The sequence below is a fragment of the Paraburkholderia guartelaensis genome (genome assembly GCF_004353905.1).
Lineage (GTDB): Bacteria > Pseudomonadota > Gammaproteobacteria > Burkholderiales > Burkholderiaceae > Paraburkholderia > Paraburkholderia guartelaensis.
In genome coordinates, this window is the sequence record NZ_SMOD01000011.1 from 203,527 (window position 1) to 224,397 (window position 20,871).

The window sequence follows — 20,871 nt, forward strand, 5'->3', positions numbered from 1 at the left end:
CCACGCAAAAGCGGGCTTTTTTGCGCCTGCGCGTGCAGGATTGAAGCCTGATTGTTCAGCACACGGAGAACACGAACATGGACGACACCTTCAACTTCGACACGCTAGCCGTCCGCTCGGGCACGCTGCGCAGCGAGTTCAACGAACATTCGGAAGCACTCTACCTCACGTCGAGCTTCTGTTTCGGCAGCGCCGCCGAAGCCGCCGAGCGCTTCAAGAACTCCGAAACCGCCTATACGTACGCGCGTTTCTCGAATCCGACCGTCACCATGTTCCAGGAGCGCCTCGCTACGCTTGAAGGCGGCGAAGCGTGCATGGCCACGGCTTCGGGCATGGCCGCGATCATGTCGGTGGTGATGGCCGCGCTTCAGGCGGGCGACCACATCGTCAGCTCGCAGAGCATTTTCGGCTCGACGCTCGCCATGTTCTCGCAGATCTTCAGCAAGTTCGGCATCGCGACCACCTTCGTCGATCCGACCGATCTCGACGCGTGGAAGAACGCCGTGCGCCCCGAAACGAAGATGTTTTTCCTCGAAACGCCGTCGAACCCGCTCACCGAGGTGGCCGACATCGAAGCCGTGAGCAAGATCGCCCGGGCGGCGGGCGCGCTCCTCGTGGTCGACAACTGCTTTTGCAGCCCGGCGCTCCAGCAACCGCTCAAGTTCGGCGCGGACGTGGTGATGCATTCGGCCACCAAGTTCCTCGACGGTCAGGGACGTGTGCTGGGCGGTGCGCTCGTGGGCTCGAAGGCGTTCATCATGGAGAAGGTGTTTCCGTTCGTGCGCACCGCGGGCCCGACGCTATCCGCGTTCAACGCGTGGGTGCTGCTCAAGGGCATGGAAACGCTGTCGCTGCGCGTTGAGAAGCAGTCGGACAATGCGCTCGAAATCGCGCGCTGGCTGGAGACGCATCCGGCCATCGAGCGCGTTTTCTATCCGGGCCTCGAGTCGCACCCGCAGCATGCGCTCGCCATGCGCCAGCAGAAGCGGGGCGGCGCGATCGTCTCGTTCGAAGTGAAGGGCGACACGCCCGAGCAGCAGCGCGCGAATGCCTGGCGCGTGATCGACGGCACGAAGATCTGCTCGATCACCGGCAATCTCGGCGATACGCGTACGACCATCACGCACCCGGCCACGACGACGCACGGCCGTATCACGCCTGAAGCGCGCGCGGCGGCTGGCATCACCGAAGGGCTGATCCGCCTGGCCGTTGGCCTCGAAAATGCGCAGGACGTGCGTAACGATCTCGCGCGCGGGCTCGATGCGGCGCAGTAAGCGGTTTTAAGCAGCGGTTGTATGATCATGGGTCGGGCGTTGCCCGGCCCATTTCCTTTTTCTTTCCCGTGAGTTCGCCATGCCCATCGTTCGTGCGTTGTTCGTCTATCCCGTGAAGTCATGCGGCGCGATCGCGCTCGACGATGCGCAGCTCGGCCTGAAGGGCATCGAGTGGGACCGCCACTGGATGGTCGCCGACGAGAACGGCCGGCTCGTCACACAACGACAGTACGCCGCCATGGCGCGCATCGTGCCCGCGTTCGTAGAAGGCGGCGTGCGCCTCACCATGGAAGGCATGAGCGAAGCGCTCCATCTGCCGTTCGCGCCGCGCGGCGGCGAGGCACGCGTGCCGGCGACGGTCTGGGACGACAATTTCGAGGCGCTCGACGAAGGCGATCACGCGGCCCAGTGGTTCACGCAGGCGATAGGCGTGCCCGTGCGCCTGCTGCGCTTCGCGCACGACGTGACGCGTCTCGCGAGCAAGAAGTGGACGAACGGCGAAGACGCGCCCACCCAATTCGCCGACGGCTTTCCGATTCTCGTGACGAGCGAGGCGTCGCTCGCGGAACTCAACGAGCGCCTCGCGGCGAAGGGCGCACCGCCCGTGCCGATGACGCGCTTTCGTCCGAACATCGTCGTCGGCGACATTGGCGACGCGTTCGAGGAAGACTTCATCGACACGCTCGCCATCGAATCCGCGACGGGCGGCGAAGAGATCGTGCTGCGCTTCGTGAAGCCCTGCGCGCGCTGCCCGATCACGACGATCGATCAGCTATCGGGCGAGCGCGACGCGCAATGGCCCACCGAACCGCTCGACACGCTTGCCGCGTTTCGCGCCGATCCGCGCGTGGACGGCGGCCTCACATTCGGTCAGAACGCGATGGTCGTGACGGGAGCCGGCAAGCACGTGGCGGTCGGCGCACGCGCCGAGTGGGAATACCGCTTCGACGAATGAGGCTCGCTTGCGTGCTCAGTGTGACGGCAGCGCGCGCCACTGGCCGGGCGCGAGCCCGAAGCGCCGCGTGAACGCATGCGTGAACGCGCTCTGGTCGCCGAAGCCCACTTCGAGCGCGATGTCGGTGAGCGACGCGCGCGGGTCGGCGAGCAGCGTGAGCGCAGTGTCGAGCCGCAGCCGCTGCAGGTAGCGATGCGGCGTCTCGCCGAACGCCTCGATAAAAAGCTGATGAAAGCGCCGCATGCCGAAGCCGCAATGCGCGGCGAGATCGGCAATACGCAGCGGCTGGGCGAGATGCGCGCGCAGCCAACGGTCGATGCGGGCGAAGTCCAACCCGGCAGCCGCGCTGAATTCGGCGCTTGCCGCCACGCCGGTTTGTGCGATGAATGCCGCGCACAGGCGCGCGGAGGCGTCCCAGTGAAAGCGGCGCGCGCGCAGGTCGGCGCTGTCGCGCGGCGGCGTGGCCGCGGCGGCGCACTGCGCGATCTGGCTCACGAGCTGCGTGAGCGCGGGGTCGAGGCGCACGGCGCGCGCGGTGTCGAAAAGCCGTTCGGGCACTGCGAGCGTTGCCGCGGGCAGGTCGAGCACGAGCTGGCGGTTATCGCCAATGCCCATGTAGTCGTGCCGCGCGCCCGACGGAATGAGCCACGCGGAACAACTGTCGATGCGCTCGCCCTGACCGTTCACGGTCATCTCCATCTCGCCGTCGAGACCGAGCACGATCTGGTGAAAATCGTGCAGATCGGTTTCCTCGATCGCGCCATAGCGGCGCAGTTCGACGCCGGGCGCGGTGACGGGAGCGTGGTGATGCGGATTCATGATGACCGGTTACGGTTGCAAATAAGGCGAGCGCCGTGAAGCGTCAAGCGAGAATCAGACGTCGAGCAGCTCGACTTCGAACACGAGCGTCGCGTTCGGCGGAATCACGCCGCCCGCGCCACGCACGCCGTAGCCCAGTTGCGGCGGAATCGTCAGCTTGCGCACGCCGCCCACCTTCATGCCCTGCACGCCTTCGTCCCAGCCCTTGATGACCATGCCGCCGCCCAGCACGAAGGCGAACGGGTCGTTGCGGTCCTTGCTCGAATCGAACTTCTGGCCGTCCGTCAGCCAGCCGGTGTAGTGCACGCTGACGGTCTGGCCGGCCTTGGCTTCTGCGCCGGTGCCTTCGGTCAGGTCCTCGTACTTGAGGCCGGATTCGGTGGTCACGATAGACATGGAAAAACTCCTGATTCGGATAGGTTGGACCCGTTATTGTAGGCGCTTTGCAGGGCCGGGCGCGCGTGGCCTTGTCAGGCACGCGGGATGCTCGCTACCCGCTGCCTATAATGGGGGACCGCTCGCCCGGCTTGTGGCGAAATACGAGGAATCAGATGTCGACTTCGCAAAACCGTACCGAGCGCACGGCGCGCCTGTGCGCCGAAGCAGCGCTGTTCATGCGCGACCACGTGCTCTCGCGCGTCTCGCATGATCTGCGCAGCCCGCTCAATGCAATCCATAGCTGGGCTTACGTGCTCGAACGCAAGATCGACAGCGCCGACGCCGCCGCGCAACGCGCGCTGGGCGGCATTCGCACGGGCGTGGAGCAGCAGGTTCAACTGCTCGAAACACTCGTCGATGCCACGCGCGCCGAGACGCGCAAGCTGCGCATCGAGCGCGCGCCGTTCGCCGTCGCGGCGCTGCTCGGCGAGGCCGTGGATGACGCCCGCGCCGCGCTCGGCGATGCGCGCGGCGTGACGTTTGAGGTGCAGGACACGGCCGGCGGGGCGACGCTCGACGGCGACCGCGAACGCATTGCGCAGGCGCTCTGGCTGATGCTGGTGTTCGCCGCGGAAACGGGTGCTCAGGGCGCCAGTGTGACGCTCGCATCGAGCGCGAGCGCGACTGCCGCGCAGCTGGAAGTGAAATGGCTCGCCACGCGTGCGGCGCTCACCGACGACGCGCTCTCGCACGTGCTGGAACCGTTCGCGCGCGCTCAGGCGAAAGAGCAGCAGGAAGCGGGGCGCTACGCCTGGGTGCTGGCGCTGTGCCACCGTGTGGCCGAGGCGCATGGCGGCCGCTTCGAGGCGCCGGCTCTCGTGGGCGAAGGCGAGGAGATGGCGCTTGTGCTGAATGTGCCGCTGAGTCGCCCGTGAGCGGCGGTCGATTCCGGTCCCACGCGAGCGACTGCCGCGTGGGCGGCGGCTCGTATTGAGCCCGCCCGCGCCTTTCATCCACCTTGCACCCTTATACTGAGCGCTTCGTCTCACGGAGCCATGTGTCTTGATCCAGCTTCTCGCCCTTATCGGGGCGTTCCTGCTCGTTGCCCTCAACGGTTTCTTCGTCGCGGCCGAATTCGGCCTCGTCAAGCTGCGCGCTACGCGCGTGCAGAGCCTCGCGCACCAGCACGGCCTGCGCGGGCGCCTGCTCGCCAAGGTTCATGGCCAGCTCGATGCCTACCTTTCCGCGTGCCAGCTCGGCATCACGCTCGCTTCGCTCGGCCTCGGCTGGATCGGCGAGCCGGCTTTTGCGAAATTGCTCTCCCCGGTGTTCGAACTGCTGGGTGTGCAATCGGCGCAACTCGTGCATGCCATTTCGCTGGTGTTCGCGTTCACGGTCATTTCGTTCCTGCACATCGTGGTGGGCGAACTTGCGCCGAAGTCGCTCGCCATTCGCCAGGCCGAGAAGATTTCGCTGTGGACGGCCATGCCGCTCTACGGCTTCTACTGGACCATGTATCCCGCGATCTGGGTGCTCAATTCGAGCGCGAACGCGGTGCTGCGTCTCGCGGGCCTTTCGTCGGAGCACGGCCACGACACGCACTATTCAACCGACGAACTCAAGCTGATCCTGCGCAGCCGCCGCGCCGCCGCTCAGGCCGAGGCGCACGAAGCGAAGCAGGAGCAGCGCGGCGCAAAAGGCGCAAGCGGCGCGGTGCCGCTGCTCCCCGCGCCGGCCGCGAACGCATATAACGCCGACGAATGGAACACGCTCGCCCATTCGCTCGACTTCTCGCGCCTCACGATTTCCGACCTCATGCGGCCGACGCACGAAATGGTGGGCCTGCGCCGCGACCTGTCGCTGCGCGAGAACATGCAGATCGTGGCGCGCCATCGTTTCAGCCGCTACCCGCTGTTCGAAGACGCCGCGGGTGAACGCGTGGCGGGCCTCATCCACCTGAAGGACCTTCTGCTCGCGCGCGAGGCGGGCAACGCGCTCAGCGATCTCGGCAAGTTCGTGCGCCCCGTGCAGTACGTGCGGCCCGACACACCCGCACTCGCGCTGTTCCGCCGCTTTCGCAAGGGCGCGCCGCATTTCGCGCTGGTGGGGCACAAGGGCGCCCGCCCGGTCGGTTTTCTCACGCTCGACAATCTGCTCGGCGCGCTCGTGGGCCAGATTCACGATGAGTTTCACCAGGCCGACACCGACTGGACCCGCATGGACGACGGCACGCTGATGGGCCGCGGCAGCCTGCCTGTGGTGTCGCTGGAGCAGGCGCTCGGCATCGACATCGACGAAGGGCGCGCGGAGTCGGTGGGCGGTCTCGTGATTCATGCGCTCAACGACCTGCCCACCGAAGGGCAGCGCGTCGAGTTCGACCGCTTCGACATCGTCGTGAAGAAAATGAGGGGGCCGCGCATCGTGCTCGTGCGCGTGTATCCCAAAGATCTCGAGGACGAGGGCGGCTGAGCGCGCCGCTTAGTTGCGTGTGAGCGTGGAGAGCACGGCGACGGGCATTGCGCCCAGGATGTCGCGCAGTGCGAGCGTGCCGCCTTCGCGCACCGTGTGCGTGGCGTCGCTGAGCCAGTCGTGCAGCGTGGCTTGCGCGCATCCTTTGGGCAACTCGACCGTCGTATCTTCCCAGCGCTCGGGCGCGACGAGCGGCATGTCGCCATCCAGCAAGCCCGCCGCGAGGCGTGTGCCGATCACGATGGCCCACGCGTTGCCGTGATGGCGCGCGAACGCGATCACATGCGAGGCCTGCGCGCCGCTTGCTGTGAGCGGCAGATAGTCGCCTTCGCGCAGCAGTTCGGGCGCGCTCGCACGCAGCGCTAGCAGGCGGTGCACGGTGGCGAGCTTCACCTGCGCGTTGCGCCAATCCTTCAGCTTCGCGGCGGGCGCTTGCTCGTCGAGCGCGGCGGCGCGGGCGGCGTAATCGACAGGCCGCCGGTTATCCGGATCGACGAGGCTGAAGTCCCATAGCTCGGTGCCCTGATAGAGGTCGGGCACGCCCGGCGAGGTGAGCCGCAGCACCGTTTGCAGCAGCGTATTGAGCGCCCCAGCGGGCGCCACGCGCGCGACGAATTCGGCCAGCGCCTGCAGGAAGCCGTCGCGCCGTTGCGGAGCGAGGATATCGAAGAGAAATGCCTGGCACTCCGACTCATAGGTCTCGTCGGGCGAGAGCCAGTTCGTGCGCAGCTTCGCTTCGCGCAACGCTTTGAGCAGCCACTTCGAGACGCGCTCCGCCAGCGCACGCACGCCCGCTTCGTCGCCCGGGTCCAGTTCGGGAGGCCAGCAGCCCACCAGGGTTTGATACAGCATCGCCTCGGCGGCCGGTCCCGGCGACCAGACCGCGCCGGCCGCCGTGTCGTTGCGGCGATGCGTCTGGTTCAGCGTCGACCAGGCGCGCAGCGTCCCGCTCCAGTCGCCCGCAATTTCGCTCAAAACGGCGAGCCGCGCGCGCACGTCCTCGCCGCGCTTGTGGTCGTGCGTGGCCGTGGCGAGCAGTCCATAAGGACGCCGCTGGCGTACCCGGTTCGTCGCGTGAAAGTCGTGTGGCGTGCGGGCGAAATCGTCGGGGTCCGCGCCCACTTCGTTACGCGAGAGCAAGCGGCCATAGCGATAGAGCGCGGTGTCCTCCGTGGCCTTTGCCGCGAGCGGCGCGGTGAGCTGCGAGAACAGCGCGAGCGCCGTGCGTTGCGCGATGAGCGCGTGGCTGAGCGGAGTGTTCGCCTGGTTGGCGCCCGCACTCGCGTTCGCGTTTGCGCCGGCTGGTGCGGTGCGTGGCGTCCTGCCGCTGCCGCCACCGCCACTGCCACTGTTGCCGCTACCGCTACTGGCGTTGTTCGCGGCCGGTTCGGGGGCGCGTCCGCCGAGCCAGCCGTCGACGAGGTCGAGCGCCGCAAGGCTCGCGCGCGGCAGAGCGCGTCGCGCGGCGTCGAGCGCAACGTCGAAATAACGGTTGTCGAGCGCGCTGCGCAAACCGTTCGCCGGATAGATCCGGTAGATCGGGAAGTACATGGCCAGATGCGCAGCCACGCGATGCACCGACGCATAGGTGGTGTCGCGCGTGCCCGGAAGTTCGCGCGCGATGCGGTGCAGCGCGCGCGTCACGTGGTCGAGTTCCGCGGGGAGATACGCGGCCAGCATTTCGCGGCGCGCGTCGAGCGCGTAGGCCGCGAACGGCCGGTCGTCGCCGGAGATAGCGGCCCACGCTTCGGCGAGCGGCGCTGCGCCCGCCGGATCGTGCAGCAACGCGCCCACGTCGTTCATGAAGTCGTAGCCGGTCGTGCCTTGCACGGGCCAGTCGTCGCGCAGCGTTTCGCCTTGCGCGAGGATCTTCTCGACCACGATAAAGGGCGGTGTGGCGCGCAGCGCCGCGAGCCGTTGCCGCAGGCGCTCGCAGTACTCGCGCGGGTCCGCGAGCCCGTCGATATGGTCAATGCGCAGGCCGTCGATTACGCCGTCGGCGTAGAGGCGAAACATGAGCTTGTGCACGGCCTCGAACACGTCGTGACGTTCCACGCGCACGCCGGCGAGCGCGGTGATGTCGAAGAAGCGCCGCCAGTTGATCTCGTCGGTGGCGGTGCGCCACCACGCGAGCCGGAAGTGCTGGCGCTCCAGCAGGCGGTGCAGCCGCTCGCGCGGCACTGGATCGGCACTTGAATAGGATTCCAGAACGAACTCGATGGGGGCCGTGCCGACACGCTCGACGAACGCGCGCAGCGCGTCGCGCCCGGCGGCGGCGCGCGCCTGATCGTCGGGCTGGGTCGTAATGCCCTGGAACGGCCCGGCGAGCGTGTTGAGATCGGCGCGGTTCGCGGACTGCAGGAGCGTCGCGTAATCGGCCGGGCAGATCGGGCATACGTGCGGTCCGTACTGTACGTAAAAGCGCGCGGCGGCGGGGTCGAACTTCAGCTCGATGCGGCCTGCGGCGAGTTCTTCGCCGTACTGTGCGCCGAGAAAGGGCATCAACACCTTGCCGCGCAGGGCGGGGTCGGGCGAGTGCCAGTCCACATCGAAGTGGCGCGCGTACGCGCTGTGACGTCCCCATTCGAGGATGTCCAGCCACCAGGCGTTATGGCCGCCACCCACGCCCATATGATTCGGCACGAAGTCGGCGATGATGCCCATTCCGTGCTCGTGCACTTTCGCGGCGAAGCGGCGCAGCGCGCCTTCGCCGCCCAGTTCCGCGCTTACGGTCCCGTAGTCGACGGTGTCGTAGCCGTGCATCGATCCGGGCTGCGCGGTCGTGACGGGGGACAGGTAGAGATGGCTTACGCCGAGCGCGGCGAAGTAGTCGAGGTGCGCGAGCGCGTCGACGAACGTGAAGCCGTGATGGAGTTGCAGGCGCAGCGTCGCGCGAGGGTGTGTCATGGCGTCGGCTTCTTTTCGGGCGCACCTGGCACCGAGCTGGCGGTTGAGTTGGCGTCGCTCGCGCCTGCACCGGCGCTCGGGTCGGCCTGCGTGCGCGCGACGGCCTCGCGTGCGCGTATGACGGCTTCGACGCGCGCGGCGACGGCGGGATCGGCGAACAGCGACTCGACGGGCAGCGGCAGGCGGCGGCGCCAGTTCGGATGCTCGTCGATCGAGCCGGGCAGATTCGGCTGGTCGGACAACGCGAGCAGGTCTTCGAGCGGGCAGGTGACGAGCGGGCTGTGCGTTGCCGCGACATAGGCGAGCGCGGCGTTCACGGGCGGATCGTCGCCTGGCGGCGGGTCGGTGTCGCGCGGCGCGAGCCCGCTGTGCTGCAACGCATGCCAGAGCGCGACGCGATCTGTCGCGCGCCGCGCGTGGTCGAGCGCGACAGGATCGCGCCCATCGGCGCGCGGGAGCGTCTGGCCGATGCGGTTGCGCCAGTCGATGTCCGCGCCGCTCCACCAGCCCGCGACGGTCGGCAGATCATGCGTGGTGGTCGTCGCGACGCCGTGCGGGTCCCAGCGTGTGGGCGCGAGAAAGCCCTTGCCGTCGTGCTCGAACCAGAGCACGCGAATGCCATACAGCCCGTGCGCGGCGAGCCGCTCGCGTAGCCCCGGCGGCACGGTGCCGAGGTCTTCGCCAATCACGATCGCGCGATGCCGCCACGATTCGAGCGCGATGAGCCGCACGAGGTCGTCGAATGGATAGCGCAGATACGCGCCGTGGCGCGCGCTTTCGCCTTCGGGCACGAGCCAGAGCCTGCGCAGCCCAAGGATATGGTCGATGCGCACGCCGCCCGCATGGGCGAAGGCCGCGCGCAGCATGTCGATGAACGCGCGAAAGCCGTTGTTGTGCATGGCGCGCGGCGAGAACGTCGTGAGGCCCCAGCTTTGCCCGGCCTGGTTGAAGATGTCGGGCGGTGCGCCAACCGAAACGCGTTGCAGCATGTCCTGCGGCAGCGACCACGCGTGCGAGCCGGCGCCGTCGCAGCCCACGGCGAGATCGGCGACGAGACCGATCGCCATGCCGGCCTCGCGCGCGCTGCGCTGCGCGCTCGAGAGCCCAAGCGCTGCGAGCCATTGCAGGAAGCAGTGAAAGTCGACTTCGCGCCGGTGCTCCTGCGCGAACGTCGCCACGTCGGCGCTGCGCGGGTCGCGCAGCGGCTCGGGCCAGTCGCGCCAGTGGCGCTCGCCGCCGGGGCCGCGCAGCATGGCTTCCTGCAGCGCCTCGAAACGCGCGTGGTCTTCGAGTGCCTCGCCACCCTGCGCGCAGAATGCGTCGAAGGCGGCGGCGTGCGGCGAACCGCTCGCACGCTCCTGCGTATCGAAGCGCTCGAACAGCGCACGCAGCACCTTGAGCTTGAGCGGCAATGCGCGCTGCCAGTCCACGAGCGGCGCGGATTCGAGTTCGCGCCAGGCGTCGCCCGCGTCGGCGGCCACGCTCGCGTCGTGTGCGGCCTTGGCGCCGAATACCGCAGCGGGATCGATATGCGCGATATTGACCCACAGGCGCGACGAAGGCGAATAGGGGCTGAAGTGGCCCGGCTCGGCGCTGAACATCGCATGGGTCGGGCTCACCGCGAGCGCTTGTGCGCCGCGCCGCGCGCTTTCCGTGGCAAGCGTGGCGAGCGCGGTGTAGTCGCCGATGCCGCCGTCGCCATTACGTCGGAGTCCGTACAATTGCGCGGCGAGGCCCCACAGCGGCGGTACCGCACCGCTTTCGCCGTGACGTGCGCGCCAGGCGTCGGCGACGGTATGGCAGCGCGGCGGCGCGACCGCAATCGTCAAGCGATGGTCGTTGACGGTGAGCGTGTGGTAGCCCGGCTCCGCAAGCGGCGCGAGCAGCGCGCTCTCGCCGCGCGGCGAGGTGAAGCGGCCCTCGATATGCTCGCCGCTTTCGAGGTCGATGCGATAGTGACTGCCCGCGCGTACGGCCGAAGGCGGCAGCTCGATCGCGCTGTCGTATTCGGCGGTGATGAGCGGCGGCAGTCGCCGCGCCGACTGTTCCGCATTGAGCGCGGAGCTGCTCTGGCGAATTTGCGTGGCATTGGCGCAAGGCAGGCCCGTGCATTCCAGCAGGGCGGCGAGCGTACTGTCAGGCACGCGCTGCACGGCGCCGTGCGCGTCTGTCCATTCGACCTCGAAGCCCGCACGTGCGGCGAGGGTCGCGAGCGTTTCGCTGCGGCGCGCCGTGCTCATGCGTTGGGCTCCTCGCGATGGACGACACGCGCGTCGTGTTCGCTCGAATACTCGGGCACGTCGCCAGTGAGCCATGCGATGCACGCGCTCTCGGGCAGCACGCCATTGTCGGCATAATCGCGCGCACGCGGCGGTGTTTCGAAGATCACCATGCCCTCGGGCTGCGGATCGAGCCGCACGCCGTCGCGGCCCAGGTTCAGCGCGATCGTGAGCGTTTCGCCATCGTCGAGGCGCCAGCGCGCGACGAGCGCGGCGAGGCCGTTCGCGGCGTCGTCGGCGAGCACGGTTGCGCCGAGCGCGCGTGCGTGGCGCAGGCGCGGCATGAGCAAATGTGCACGCACGCACAGCGCCGACTTGTAGAAGTGCATCCATTCGAGCCGTTCGCCGTCGAGTGGCGCGTCGGCCGGCGGCGACGAATTCACGAAGGTCTGCAGATCGTTCGGATCGGGAATGCGCGCGCGGCTCGCTTCGTCGTTGAACGCGCTGAATGCCTTGAATTCGCGGCGGCGGCCTTCGCGCACTGCATCGGCGAGCTGGCCGGTGAAGGCCGTGAAGAACTGGAACGGCTGCGTCGAGCCGTATTCCTCTTCCATGAAGAGCAGCGGAATTTGCGGCGAAAGCAGCAGCATTGCCGTGGCCGCGCGCAGGGCGTCGTCGTCGGCCAGTGTGCGCAGCCGGTCGCCCATTGCGCGGTTGCCGATCTGGTCGTGGTTCTGCAGGAACATCACGAATGCGGTGGGCGGCAGGTGCGCGCTCGGTTCGCCGCGCGGTTTGCCCGCATGCACGGGCGACGGGTCGCCCTGGTACACGAAGCCTTCGCCGAGCACGCGCGCGAGTTTGCCGATGGGGGAATCCGTGAAGGCGCGATAGTAGCCTTCCGATTCGCCGGTCAGCAGCACGTGAAAGCAGTGATGCGCGTCGTCGTTCCATTGTGCGCTGAAGTGCGATTCGAGCAGATTGGCTTCGTTGTGCTCGTTTTCGAGCACGAGGTGCACATGCCGTCCGGGCTCCACACGCGCCGTCACGTGGTCGGCCAGCTCGCGCAGCCAGTCGGTGTTGCCGATCGCGTGCGCAGCGTCGATGCGCAGACCGTCGAAGCGATATTCCTTGAGCCAGTAGAGCGCGTTGTCGCAGTAGAAGTCGCGCACTTCGAAGCGGTCGAAGTCGAGCGCTTCGCCCCATGGCGTCTTCACGTCCTGGCGGAAAAACGGCTTGGCATACTGGCCGAGCCAGTTCCCGTCGGGACCGAAGTGGTTGTACACGACGTCGATGAACATCTGCAGCCCCAGCCCGTGCGCGGCATCGACCAGCGCCTTCAGTTCGTCAGGACTGCCATAGGCCGCGTGCGGCGCGTAAGGCAGCACGACGTCGTAGCCCCAGCCGCGCTCGCCCGGATAGTCGTTGAGCGGCATGAGTTCGACGGCCGTCACGCCGAGCGCCGCGAGCGCGGGCAGACGTTTCATTACACCCTGATAGCCGCCCAGCGCGCCCACGTGCAGCTCGTAGATCACGGTCTCTTCCCAGGGGCGTCCTTGCCAGTGCGCATGCTGCCAGGCGTACGCGCGCGGGTCGAGCACTTCGCTCGGCCCATGCACGCCCTGCGGCTGGAAGCGCGATGCGGGGTCGGGTACGCGTTGCTGGCCGTCGATGCAGTAGCGGTACAGCGTGCCCGGCCCGCACGGCGCCTGCGCTTCGAACCAGCCGTTGCCGCTCGGCGTCATGTCGAGCGGCGGCGCATCTCTCGCGTTCTCGAATACGACCTGCACCGATTGACACGACGGCGCCCAGAAGCGAAAGCGTGTATGCGGCTGCGTGTGCGCCGCGCCGATCAACTGCGCGCCGAAAGGCAGGCAATGCATGTACTGGCGGGCGTGCGGATCGTGCGAAAGCGGGGACATGGTGGATTCCTGGTTGCGTCCTGTTCCTATCCAGCGGCGGCTGCGTCCGGGCCCGCGGGGGAGCCCGACTCGGGCGCGCCCGGCGTGCGGCGCGGGTCCGGCGTCGGCGCGTCGCCGCGCGCGCCCGTTGGCCGGTGCGTATCGGCACGCGCCGGTCGGGCGCAGAGCACGGCGAGCGCTCGCGCAGCCAGCTCGTACGTCGTGTCGGGCAGCGTGTAGGGCACCGCGTCGGGACGCGCGGTATCGAGCAGCACCTCCCATGCCATGCGCGGCGCGGGCGCGACGAACGTCACCGCGCCCTGCGAAGCGTTCAGCATCATTAACAATACTTCCATTTGGCCGTGGAGTCCCGCTCCCGCGCGCCGCATGGTGAATGCGCTCGCCTCCGGGTCGTGCCAGGCCTCGGGCGAGAGAGGCTCGCCGCGTTCGTCGAACCAGTCGATGTCGTGCACGCCGGGCATCAATTCGCGCTCGCCGAACAGAAAGCGCGTTTCGTGCAGCAGCGGATGTTCGCGGCGCAGCGCGATCACGCGCGCGGCGAAGCGCGTCATGGCCTTGCCTTGGGGCGTTTCGGCGAGCGCCCAGTCGAACCACGAAATGTCGTTGTCCTGGCAGTACGCGTTGTTGTTGCCGCGTTGCGTGCGGCAGGCCTCGTCGCCCGCGAGCAGCATGGGTGTGCCGAGCGCGATGAGGAGCGTGGCCATCATCGAGCGGCCTACGCGTGCGCGCGTGGCGAGGATGGCGGGGTCGTCGGTCGGGCCTTCCACGCCCCAGTTCGCGCTCCAGTTTTCATTGTGGCCGTCGCGGTTTTCTTCACCGTTGGCCTCGTTGTGCTTGCGTTCGTACGAAACGAGGTCGGCCAGTGTGAAGCCGTCGTGCGAGGTGATGAAATTGATCGACGCCCATGGCCGGCGCTTGCGTTTGTCGAACAGATCCGCACTGCCGGTCAGGCGTGCCGCGAGGTCGGCGCGCTGGCCCGGCGCGCCGCGCCAGTAGCGCCGCACGCTGTCGCGAAAGCGATCGTTCCATTCGGAAAAGCCGGGCGGGTGATTGCCAAGCTGATAGCCGCCCGGGCCCACGTCCCACGGCTCGGAAATCAGCTTGCATTGTGAAAGCACGGGGTCCTGGCGCAGCACGTCGAAGAAGCCCCCGTTCGGGTCGAAGCCCGCGGGCTCGCGCCCGAGCGTGACGCCAAGGTCGAAGCGAAAGCCGTCGATGCCGTATGACGTGACCCAGTGGCGCAGCGAATCGGAGACCATCTGCAGCACGCGCGGATGCGCAAAGTCGAGCGTGTTGCCGCAGCCCGTGTCGTTGATGAAGTGGCGCTCGTCGCCAGGCACGCAGCGGTAATAGCTGGCGTTGTCGAGGCCGCGCCACGAGACGGTGGGGCCCATTTCGCCGCCTTCGCAGGTGTGGTTGTAGACCACGTCGAGAAAGACTTCGATACCCGCCGCATGAAGCTGCCGCACGGCAATGCGCATTTCGTCGGTATCGTAGCCCACGAGATAGCTGGGCTCGGGCGCGAAGAACGCGGCCGAGTTGTAGCCCCAGTAGTTGCGCAGTCCGCGATCGATCAGAAAGCGCTCGGAGAGAAACGCGTGTACCGGCAGGATCTCGATGGCCGTCACGCCGAGGTTGTGCAGATGCTCGATGAAACGCGGCGCGGCCAGCCCGGCAAAGGTGCCCCGCATGTGCGTGCGCAAATCGTAACGCTGCATCGACAGACCGCGCAGATGCGCTTCGTAGATGATGGTGTCGCCCCACGGCGTATTGGGCCGCCGGTCGCGAGACCAGTCGAAGTTGTCGTTCACGACCACGCACTTGGGCATCGCCGGTGCGGAATCGCGCCGGTCGATCGAGAGGTCCACGCGGTTCGAATGCGCGCGGTAGCCATAGAGCGTGTCAGACCAGCGGAACTGGCCGATAAGCTGTTTCGCGTAGGGGTCCAGCAGCAGCTTGTGCGGATTGAAGCGATGCCCCAGATGCGGCTGATAGGGTCCATGCGCGCGCAAGCCATAGACGGTCCCGGGATGCGCGCCCGGCAAATAGCCGTGCCATACCTCATCGGTGCATTCGGGCAAGGTGTAGCGAATGCGCTCCTTGCGGCCGGTGGGGTCGAAGAGGCACAGCTCGATGCGCCACGCGTGGGCCGAGAACACGGCGAAGTTGGTGCCGAGGCCGTCCCACGTCGCCCCGAGCGGCCAGGGGGAGCCGGGCAGCAGGCGCTCAGGCGGACCGTTTGCCATGACGATGCTCCATCTGTTGTTCTTCGTTTTGCATCGGTTTCCTGATCAAATCCCGCCGCTGCGCCGGCTTAGCGGCGCAGGCGCAGGATCAGCGTGCCGAGCGGAGGCAGGACGAGTGCGGCCGACTGCGGCTTGCCGTGGCTCGCCACGCTCTCCGTGTTGACGAGGCCCCCGTTGCCTATGTTCGAGCCGCCATACACTTCGGCGTCGGTGTTGAGCGCCTCTTCCCACTGTCCCGGCTGCGGCATGCCGATACGGTAGCCGTGGCGCGGCACCGGCGTGAAGTTGCAGATCACGACGATCTCGCGGCCCGATCCGTCCACGCGGCGCCATGCGAGCACGCTGTTTTCGCTGTCGTCGGAAACCAGCCATTCGAAGCCGCCGGGTTCCGAGTCGAGCGTGTAGAGCGCGGGCTCGCTCGCGTAGAGGCGGTTGAGGTCGCGCACGAGCGTTTGCACCCCGCGGTGCAGCGGGTCGTCGAGCAGGTTCCAGTGCGGCGTGCCGTCGTGATCGAACTCGGCCATCTGCCCGAACTCGCCGCCCATGAACAGCAGCTTCTTGCCCGGGTGCGCCCACATGAAGCCGAAATACGCGCGCAGGTTCGCGAACTTCTGCCAGCGGTCGCCCGGCATCTTGCCTAGCAGCGACCCTTTGCCGTGCACCACTTCGTCGTGCGACAGCGGCAGCACGAAGCGCTCGGACCACGCGTAGACCATCGCGAACGTCATCAGGTGATGGTGATAGCGGCGATAAACAGGGTCTTCGTGCATGTAGTGCAGCGTGTCGTGCATCCAGCCCATGTTCCACTTGAACTGGAAGCCGAGGCCGCCATCCTCGGGGCGCGCCGTGACGCCCGGCCATGCTGTGGATTCCTCAGCAATGGTGATGACGCCGGGGCGCTGCGGAACGTATTGCGTTTCGTGATTGAGGCGCTTGAGAAACGCAATCGATTCGAGGTTCTCGCGGCCGCCGTAGATGTTGGGCACCCACTCGCCTTGCGCGCGCGAATAATCGCGGTACAGCATCGAGGCGACCGCGTCCACGCGCAGCCCATCCACGTGATAGCGCATGAGCCACGCTAGGCCCGACGCAATCAGGAACGCGCTCACCTCGCGGCGTCCCAGGTTGTAGATCATCGTGTTCCAGTCGGGGTGATAGCCCTCGCGCGGATCGGCATGCTCGTAGAGCGCCGTGCCGTCGAAATCGACGAGACCGTGCGCGTCGTTCGGGAAGTGCGCGGGCACCCAGTCGAGAATCACGCCCAGTCCCGCTTCGTGCGCGCGGTCGACGAACGCCGCGAAGTCGACCGGGGCGCCAAGACGCGCGGTGGGCGCGAACTGCGAGAGCGGCTGATAGCCCCACGAGCCGCCAAACGGATGCTCCGCCACAGGCAGCAATTCGATGTGCGTGAAGCCCATGCCCTGCGCGTACGGGATCAGGCGCTCGGCGAGCGCGCTCCAGTCCGGAGCAGGGGCGTCGGCGCCTTGCGTGGGCAACCATGAGGGCGCATGCACCTCGTAGACCGACATGGCCGCGCGCGCGTTCTGCCGTTCGGCGCGCGTTTGCAGCCACTCCTGATCGCGCCACGCGTAGTGGTCGATCGCTTCGGCGGGGGCGACGATCGAAGCCGTGCCCGGCGGGCTTTCCGTCTGCAGCGCGCAAGGATCGGCCTTGAGCGGCAGGACCACGCCGCGCGCGCCGAGTATCTCGTACTTGTAGCGCGCACCGGGCGCCACACGCGGAATGAACAGCTCCCAGACGCCTGCTTCGTGGCGCAGCCGCATGGGGTGACGCCGCCCGTCCCATGCGTTGAAGTCGCCCACTACGGAGACGCGCTTCGCATTCGGCGCCCAGACCGCAAAGCGCACGCCGGGTACGCCATCGCAGGTCAAAGGCCGCGCGCCAAGGCATTCGAGCACCGCGTAAGGGTCGCCGTCCGCGAGACGTACGAGCGCCTCGTGCGAAAGCTGCGCGCCGAATGAATAGGTATCCTCGATTTCCTGGCTCACGCCATGCCAGTCGACCACGAGCCGGTAGGGCACCGCTTCCGCGAGTGGCCCCGCGTAGAGGCCTGCGGGATGCACGAGCGAGAGTTCGCCGAGCGTGTGGGCGCGGTCGCGCGCCACCACGCTCGCGCCCGACGCGTTGGGCAGCCAGGCGCGCACGTAGGGGGCGCCGTCCACCCAGTGCAGTCCGAGCACGGAGAAAGGATCGGAATGGTACGCACCGGCGAGTGCGTCGGCGTCGTGGGGATTCAGCCCGGCCTGGGGCGCGCGTTCAACCATGGCCACCTCCGCCGGAATGCGATTGTGTGGACTGTGTGGGCGTGAGTCCGAGCACGCGTGCCGCGAGCGCCGCGAGACCGCGCACCGGCAGTGCGAGCCAGGTGGGGCGGTTGGCTGCCTCGTAGCGGATCTCGTAAGCCGCCTTCTCGATCAGGAACAGGTCGAGCAGCGCCTGCTCGTGCGAAGCGCTGACGAGCGTGAGCGGACCTTCCGCCACGGCCGCCCGATACTGGCTCAGGAACGCTTCGGCCGCGTAGCCGCGGAAGCGTTCGAAGAGGGCACGCTTGCGATCGACGACTTGCTGCGGCGCGCTTTCGAGCGTCGATTGCGCGGCGGCGCCCGCATACGAGAGCGAGCGCAGCAAGCCCGCCACGTCGCGCAGCGGCGAGGCCTTTGCGCGCCGGTATTCGAGCGCTCGCGCGGGCTCGCCTTCGAAGTCGATCAAATACGCGTCGCCCTGGGACAGCAGCACCTGGCCCAGGTGAAAATCGCCGTGTATGCGGATGCGCGCGGCCTTCGTGTCGTTCGGCACGAGTTCGTCGATCTTCGCGACGAGTGCCTTGCGCCGATCGATCAGGCTGCGGGCGAGATCGCGTGCGTCGTCGTCGAGCGTTTGTTCGTCTTCGCCCGTATGCTGCGCGACGATGTCGAGCGCCTCGTTGAGCATGGTCTTCGCGTCGGCAATCCAGTTGCGCACATCGTCGGGCGTGGCGGCAACGGGCGCGAAGGCTTCGTCGTCGCTGGGTCGGGAGAGCATCGCGTGCAGCTCGCCCAGGCGCTTGCCGATGGTGCCGATCACTGTGCAGTAGCCCTGCACGGCTTCTTCCTCGTGCGCCTGGTCGACGCTCGTGTCGTCGTCCACGGCGAGCGCGAGTTCGTCGATCGTGCGGCGCAGATAGTCGAGCGCCCAATCCCACGCATTGCCCTGGTTGTCGATGAAACCCTGCACGATGATGAGCGTATGCGGCACGCCTGCAGGATCGACGCGCACCACTTCGCCATAGAGCGGCGCGGTGTTCGCGTAACCGAGCTTCGTGAGGTAGCGGCTCATTTCCGCTTCGGGGTGCACGCCCGCCATCAGCCGGCGCACGATCTTGAGCACGAGCGTTTCCGCGATCACGAGCGAGCTGTTGCTCTGCTCGGCCGCGAGCCAGCGCACTTCCGGCGTGTCGCCAAGATCGAGTTCGTCGAGGCGCTCGGTTGGCTCGAAGCGGATCGTGCTCTGCTGCACGGTAGGCACCGTGGCGCGCTCGCGCAGCTTGCGCAGCACGCCATAGGCGAACCACGGCAGCGAGAACGCATCCGTGAGATAGCCCACCGTGCGGCCGCGCCGCACGCGCGAGAGTGCGAGCTGAATGTGCAGCGGCGTGGTGATCTCGGTGCCCCACGTAATGGCGATTGGGAGTACGTAGCGCTCGCTCGTGCCATCCGCCAACTCGGCCTCGATCTCCGTGAACGCGAAGCCCGCGCCGTAGATCGTCGTGAGCGCCGCGAGGCGCACGGCGCGCAGCGGCTTGTCCTTGGAGGCGAACCAGCGGCGACGCGAGAGCCACGAAGGCAGCACTTCCGATTCGAGCAGCCGCACGTTTTCGGGCGTCGCACCGGTTTGACCTTCGCGGATCACCACGGTCACGAACTCGGGCAATTGCTCCGAGGTCGGCTGGCTCCACGAAGGCCGCTGATCGCCGGGGCTCAGCAGGAACCACAGGAAGCCGTAGGGCGGGAAAGTCAGCAGATAAGGCAGCTGCCCGATGGCCGGAAACACGGAGTCGGCCGTCATTTCGACGGGGGACGTGCCCGCGAATTCGGAAAGATCGAGTTCCACCGCCTGCGGCGCGCGCGACAGATTCGCCACGCACAGGATCGGCGCTTCGTCGGGCATTTCGCGCAGGTACGCGAGGATCTTGCGGTTCGCGGGGCGCAGGAAGCGAATCGTGCCGCGCCCGAACGCCTGCTTGGCACGGCGCGTGGCGAGCATGCGGCGCGTCCAGTTGAGCAGCGAATGCGGATCGCGGCTTTGCGCTTCGACGTTGATGGCGTCGTAGCCGTAGAGCGAGCCCATGAGCGGCGGCAGTACGAGCTGTTCGGGGTCGGCGCGCGAGAAGCCGCCATTGCGGTCCGACGACCACTGCATCGGCGTGCGCACGCCGTCGCGGTCGCCCAGGTGAATGTTGTCGCCCATGCCGAGTTCGTCGCCGTAATAGATCACCGGCGTGCCGGGCATGGAGAGCAGCAGCGAGTTGATGAGTTCGATGCGGCGGCGGTCGCGTTCCATGAGCGGCGCGAGACGGCGGCGAATGCCGAGGTTCAGGCGCGCGCGCCGGTCGCTCGCGTAGGTGTTCCAGAGGTAATCGCGCTCGGAGTCCGTCACCATTTCGAGCGTGAGTTCGTCGTGATTGCGCAGGAAGATCGCCCACTGGCAGCTCGGCAGCAAGTCAGGCGTCTGCTTCATGATGTCGAGAATCGGGAAGCGGTCCTCGCTCGCAATCGCCATGTAGAGGCGCGGCATGAGCGGGAAGTGGAACGCCATGTGGCATTCGTCTTCGTTGCCGAAGTACTCCTGCACATCTTCCGGCCACTGGTTCGCTTCGGCCAGCAGCATGCGGTTCGGGTAGTGCTCGTCGATGGCCGCGCGTATGCGTTTGAGAATGCCGTGCGTTTCGGGCAGGTTCTCGTTGTTCGTGCCTTCGCGCTCCACGAGATAGGGCACGGCGTCCAGCCGCAGCCCGTCTATGCCCATGTCGAGCCAGAAGCGCATGACCTGCAGCACTTCGCGCAGCACGGCCGGATTGTCGAAATTCAGGTCGGGCTGGTGCGAATAGAAGCGGTGCCAGTAGTACGCGCCGGCCACCGGGTCGTGCGTCCAGTTGGACGGCTCGGTGTCGATGAAGATGATGCGCGTGCCTTGGTACTTCTGATCGGTATCGGACCACACGTAATAGTTGCGATGATTCGAGCCCGGCTTGGCGCGGCGCGCGCGCTGGAACCACGGGTGCTGGTCCGAGGTGTGGTTGATGACCAGTTCGGTGATCACGCGCATGCCGCGCGCATGCGCTTCCTGAATGAAGCGGCGCACGTCGGCGAGCTGGCCGTAGTCGGGGTGCACGTTGCGATAGTCCGCGATGTCGTAGCCATCGTCGCGACGCGGCGAGGGGTAGAACGGCAGCAGCCAGATCGCCGTGACCCCGAGGCCGGCAATGTAATCGAGTTTCGCGAGCAGGCCAGGGAAGTCGCCCACGCCATCGTTGTTCGCATCGAAGAACGATTTTACGTGCACCTGGTAGATGATCGCGTCCTTGTACCAGAGAGGGTCGTCGGAAAGCATCGACGGCTTGCCGCGCCGTTGCGTGCCGCGTTCCTCGTGATGTGGATCGTGCGCGGTCGAGTCTCGCGTGACGGT

General features: G+C 67.3%; 12 protein-coding genes. 4 read left to right on the plus strand and 8 right to left on the minus strand.

Going from position 1 to position 20,871, the window contains the following annotated elements; translation table 11 throughout:
• Positions 1–77 precede the first annotated feature (77 nt).
• Positions 78–1,274, plus strand: a complete 1,197-nt coding sequence (locus E1N52_RS16855; RefSeq protein ID WP_133183882.1) for an O-succinylhomoserine sulfhydrylase — start codon at positions 78–80, stop codon at positions 1,272–1,274.
• Between the two features lie 79 nt (positions 1,275–1,353).
• On the plus strand, positions 1,354–2,229 hold the full coding sequence (locus tag E1N52_RS16860) for an MOSC domain-containing protein (RefSeq protein WP_133183883.1): 876 nt from the start codon (positions 1,354–1,356) through the stop codon (positions 2,227–2,229).
• 15 nt (positions 2,230–2,244) lie between these two features.
• Here the strand turns inward: E1N52_RS16860 and E1N52_RS16865 are convergent, their stop codons facing one another.
• A complete protein-coding gene (locus tag E1N52_RS16865) occupies positions 2,245–3,048 on the minus strand; it encodes an AraC family transcriptional regulator (protein ID WP_133183884.1) in 804 nt (267 codons plus the stop codon).
• A 54-nt stretch (positions 3,049–3,102) separates the two neighbouring features.
• A complete protein-coding gene (locus E1N52_RS16870; protein ID WP_028202932.1) occupies positions 3,103–3,444 on the minus strand; it encodes an FKBP-type peptidyl-prolyl cis-trans isomerase in 342 nt (113 codons plus the stop codon).
• Positions 3,445–3,599: 155 nt separating this feature from the next.
• Here E1N52_RS16870 and E1N52_RS16875 point away from each other — a divergent pair, with 155 nt between their 5' ends.
• Together E1N52_RS16875 and E1N52_RS16880 are read left to right on the plus strand one after the other, a co-directional pair.
• A complete protein-coding gene (locus E1N52_RS16875) occupies positions 3,600–4,361 on the plus strand; it encodes a sensor histidine kinase (protein ID WP_133183885.1) in 762 nt (253 codons plus the stop codon).
• A 127-nt stretch (positions 4,362–4,488) separates the two neighbouring features.
• Entirely contained in the window at positions 4,489–5,895 is a 1,407-nt protein-coding gene (locus E1N52_RS16880) for a hemolysin family protein (protein ID WP_133183886.1), read from the plus strand.
• 9 nt (positions 5,896–5,904) lie between these two features.
• On the opposite strand, the gene treY is transcribed toward E1N52_RS16880, so the two are convergent.
• From treY to treS, 6 genes are all read right to left on the minus strand, one after another.
• Positions 5,905–8,802, minus strand: a complete 2,898-nt coding sequence (treY, locus tag E1N52_RS16885; protein WP_133183887.1) for a malto-oligosyltrehalose synthase — start codon at positions 8,800–8,802, stop codon at positions 5,905–5,907.
• Positions 8,799–11,042, minus strand: a complete 2,244-nt coding sequence (gene malQ / locus E1N52_RS16890; protein WP_133183888.1) for a 4-alpha-glucanotransferase — start codon at positions 11,040–11,042, stop codon at positions 8,799–8,801. Before malQ ends, treY begins: the two co-directional genes overlap by 4 nt.
• Positions 11,039–12,940 carry a malto-oligosyltrehalose trehalohydrolase gene (gene treZ / locus E1N52_RS16895; protein ID WP_133183889.1) on the minus strand — a complete coding sequence of 634 codons (1,902 nt, stop codon included), beginning with the start codon at positions 12,938–12,940 and terminating at the stop codon, positions 11,039–11,041. The genes malQ and treZ overlap by 4 nt, the downstream gene beginning before the upstream one ends.
• Positions 12,941–12,966: 26 nt before the next feature.
• Complete coding sequence (glgX, locus tag E1N52_RS16900; protein ID WP_133183890.1) at positions 12,967–15,186, minus strand: glycogen debranching protein GlgX; 2,220 nt, start codon at positions 15,184–15,186, stop codon at positions 12,967–12,969.
• A gap of 68 nt (positions 15,187–15,254) precedes the next feature.
• Entirely contained in the window at positions 15,255–17,471 is a 2,217-nt protein-coding gene (glgB, locus tag E1N52_RS16905; protein WP_133183891.1) for a 1,4-alpha-glucan branching protein GlgB, read from the minus strand.
• Entirely contained in the window at positions 17,464–20,796 is a 3,333-nt protein-coding gene (gene treS / locus E1N52_RS16910; RefSeq protein ID WP_425468078.1) for a maltose alpha-D-glucosyltransferase, read from the minus strand. Before treS ends, glgB begins: the two co-directional genes overlap by 8 nt.
• Positions 20,797–20,871: the final 75 nt, after the last annotated feature.

Excerpts from the sequence above, each read along its gene's own strand:
- malQ (WP_133183888.1), bottom strand. The coding sequence starts at position 11,042 with ATGAGCACGGCGCGCCGCAGCGAAACGCTCGCGACCCTCGCCGCACGT.
- E1N52_RS16855 (WP_133183882.1), top strand. The coding sequence starts at position 78 with ATGGACGACACCTTCAACTTCGACACGCTAGCCGTCCGCTCGGGCACG.
- E1N52_RS16865 (WP_133183884.1), bottom strand. The coding sequence starts at position 3,048 with ATGAATCCGCATCACCACGCTCCCGTCACCGCGCCCGGCGTCGAACTG.
- E1N52_RS16860 (WP_133183883.1), top strand. The coding sequence starts at position 1,354 with ATGCCCATCGTTCGTGCGTTGTTCGTCTATCCCGTGAAGTCATGCGGC.
- treY (WP_133183887.1), bottom strand. The coding sequence starts at position 8,802 with ATGACACACCCTCGCGCGACGCTGCGCCTGCAACTCCATCACGGCTTC.
- glgB (WP_133183891.1), bottom strand. The coding sequence starts at position 17,471 with ATGGTTGAACGCGCGCCCCAGGCCGGGCTGAATCCCCACGACGCCGAC.
- E1N52_RS16875 (WP_133183885.1), top strand. The coding sequence starts at position 3,600 with ATGTCGACTTCGCAAAACCGTACCGAGCGCACGGCGCGCCTGTGCGCC.
- treZ (WP_133183889.1), bottom strand. The coding sequence starts at position 12,940 with ATGTCCCCGCTTTCGCACGATCCGCACGCCCGCCAGTACATGCATTGC.
- glgX (WP_133183890.1), bottom strand. The coding sequence starts at position 15,186 with ATGGCAAACGGTCCGCCTGAGCGCCTGCTGCCCGGCTCCCCCTGGCCG.
- treS (WP_425468078.1), bottom strand. The coding sequence starts at position 20,796 with ATGCTTTCCGACGACCCTCTCTGGTACAAGGACGCGATCATCTACCAG.
- E1N52_RS16870 (WP_028202932.1), bottom strand. The coding sequence starts at position 3,444 with ATGTCTATCGTGACCACCGAATCCGGCCTCAAGTACGAGGACCTGACC.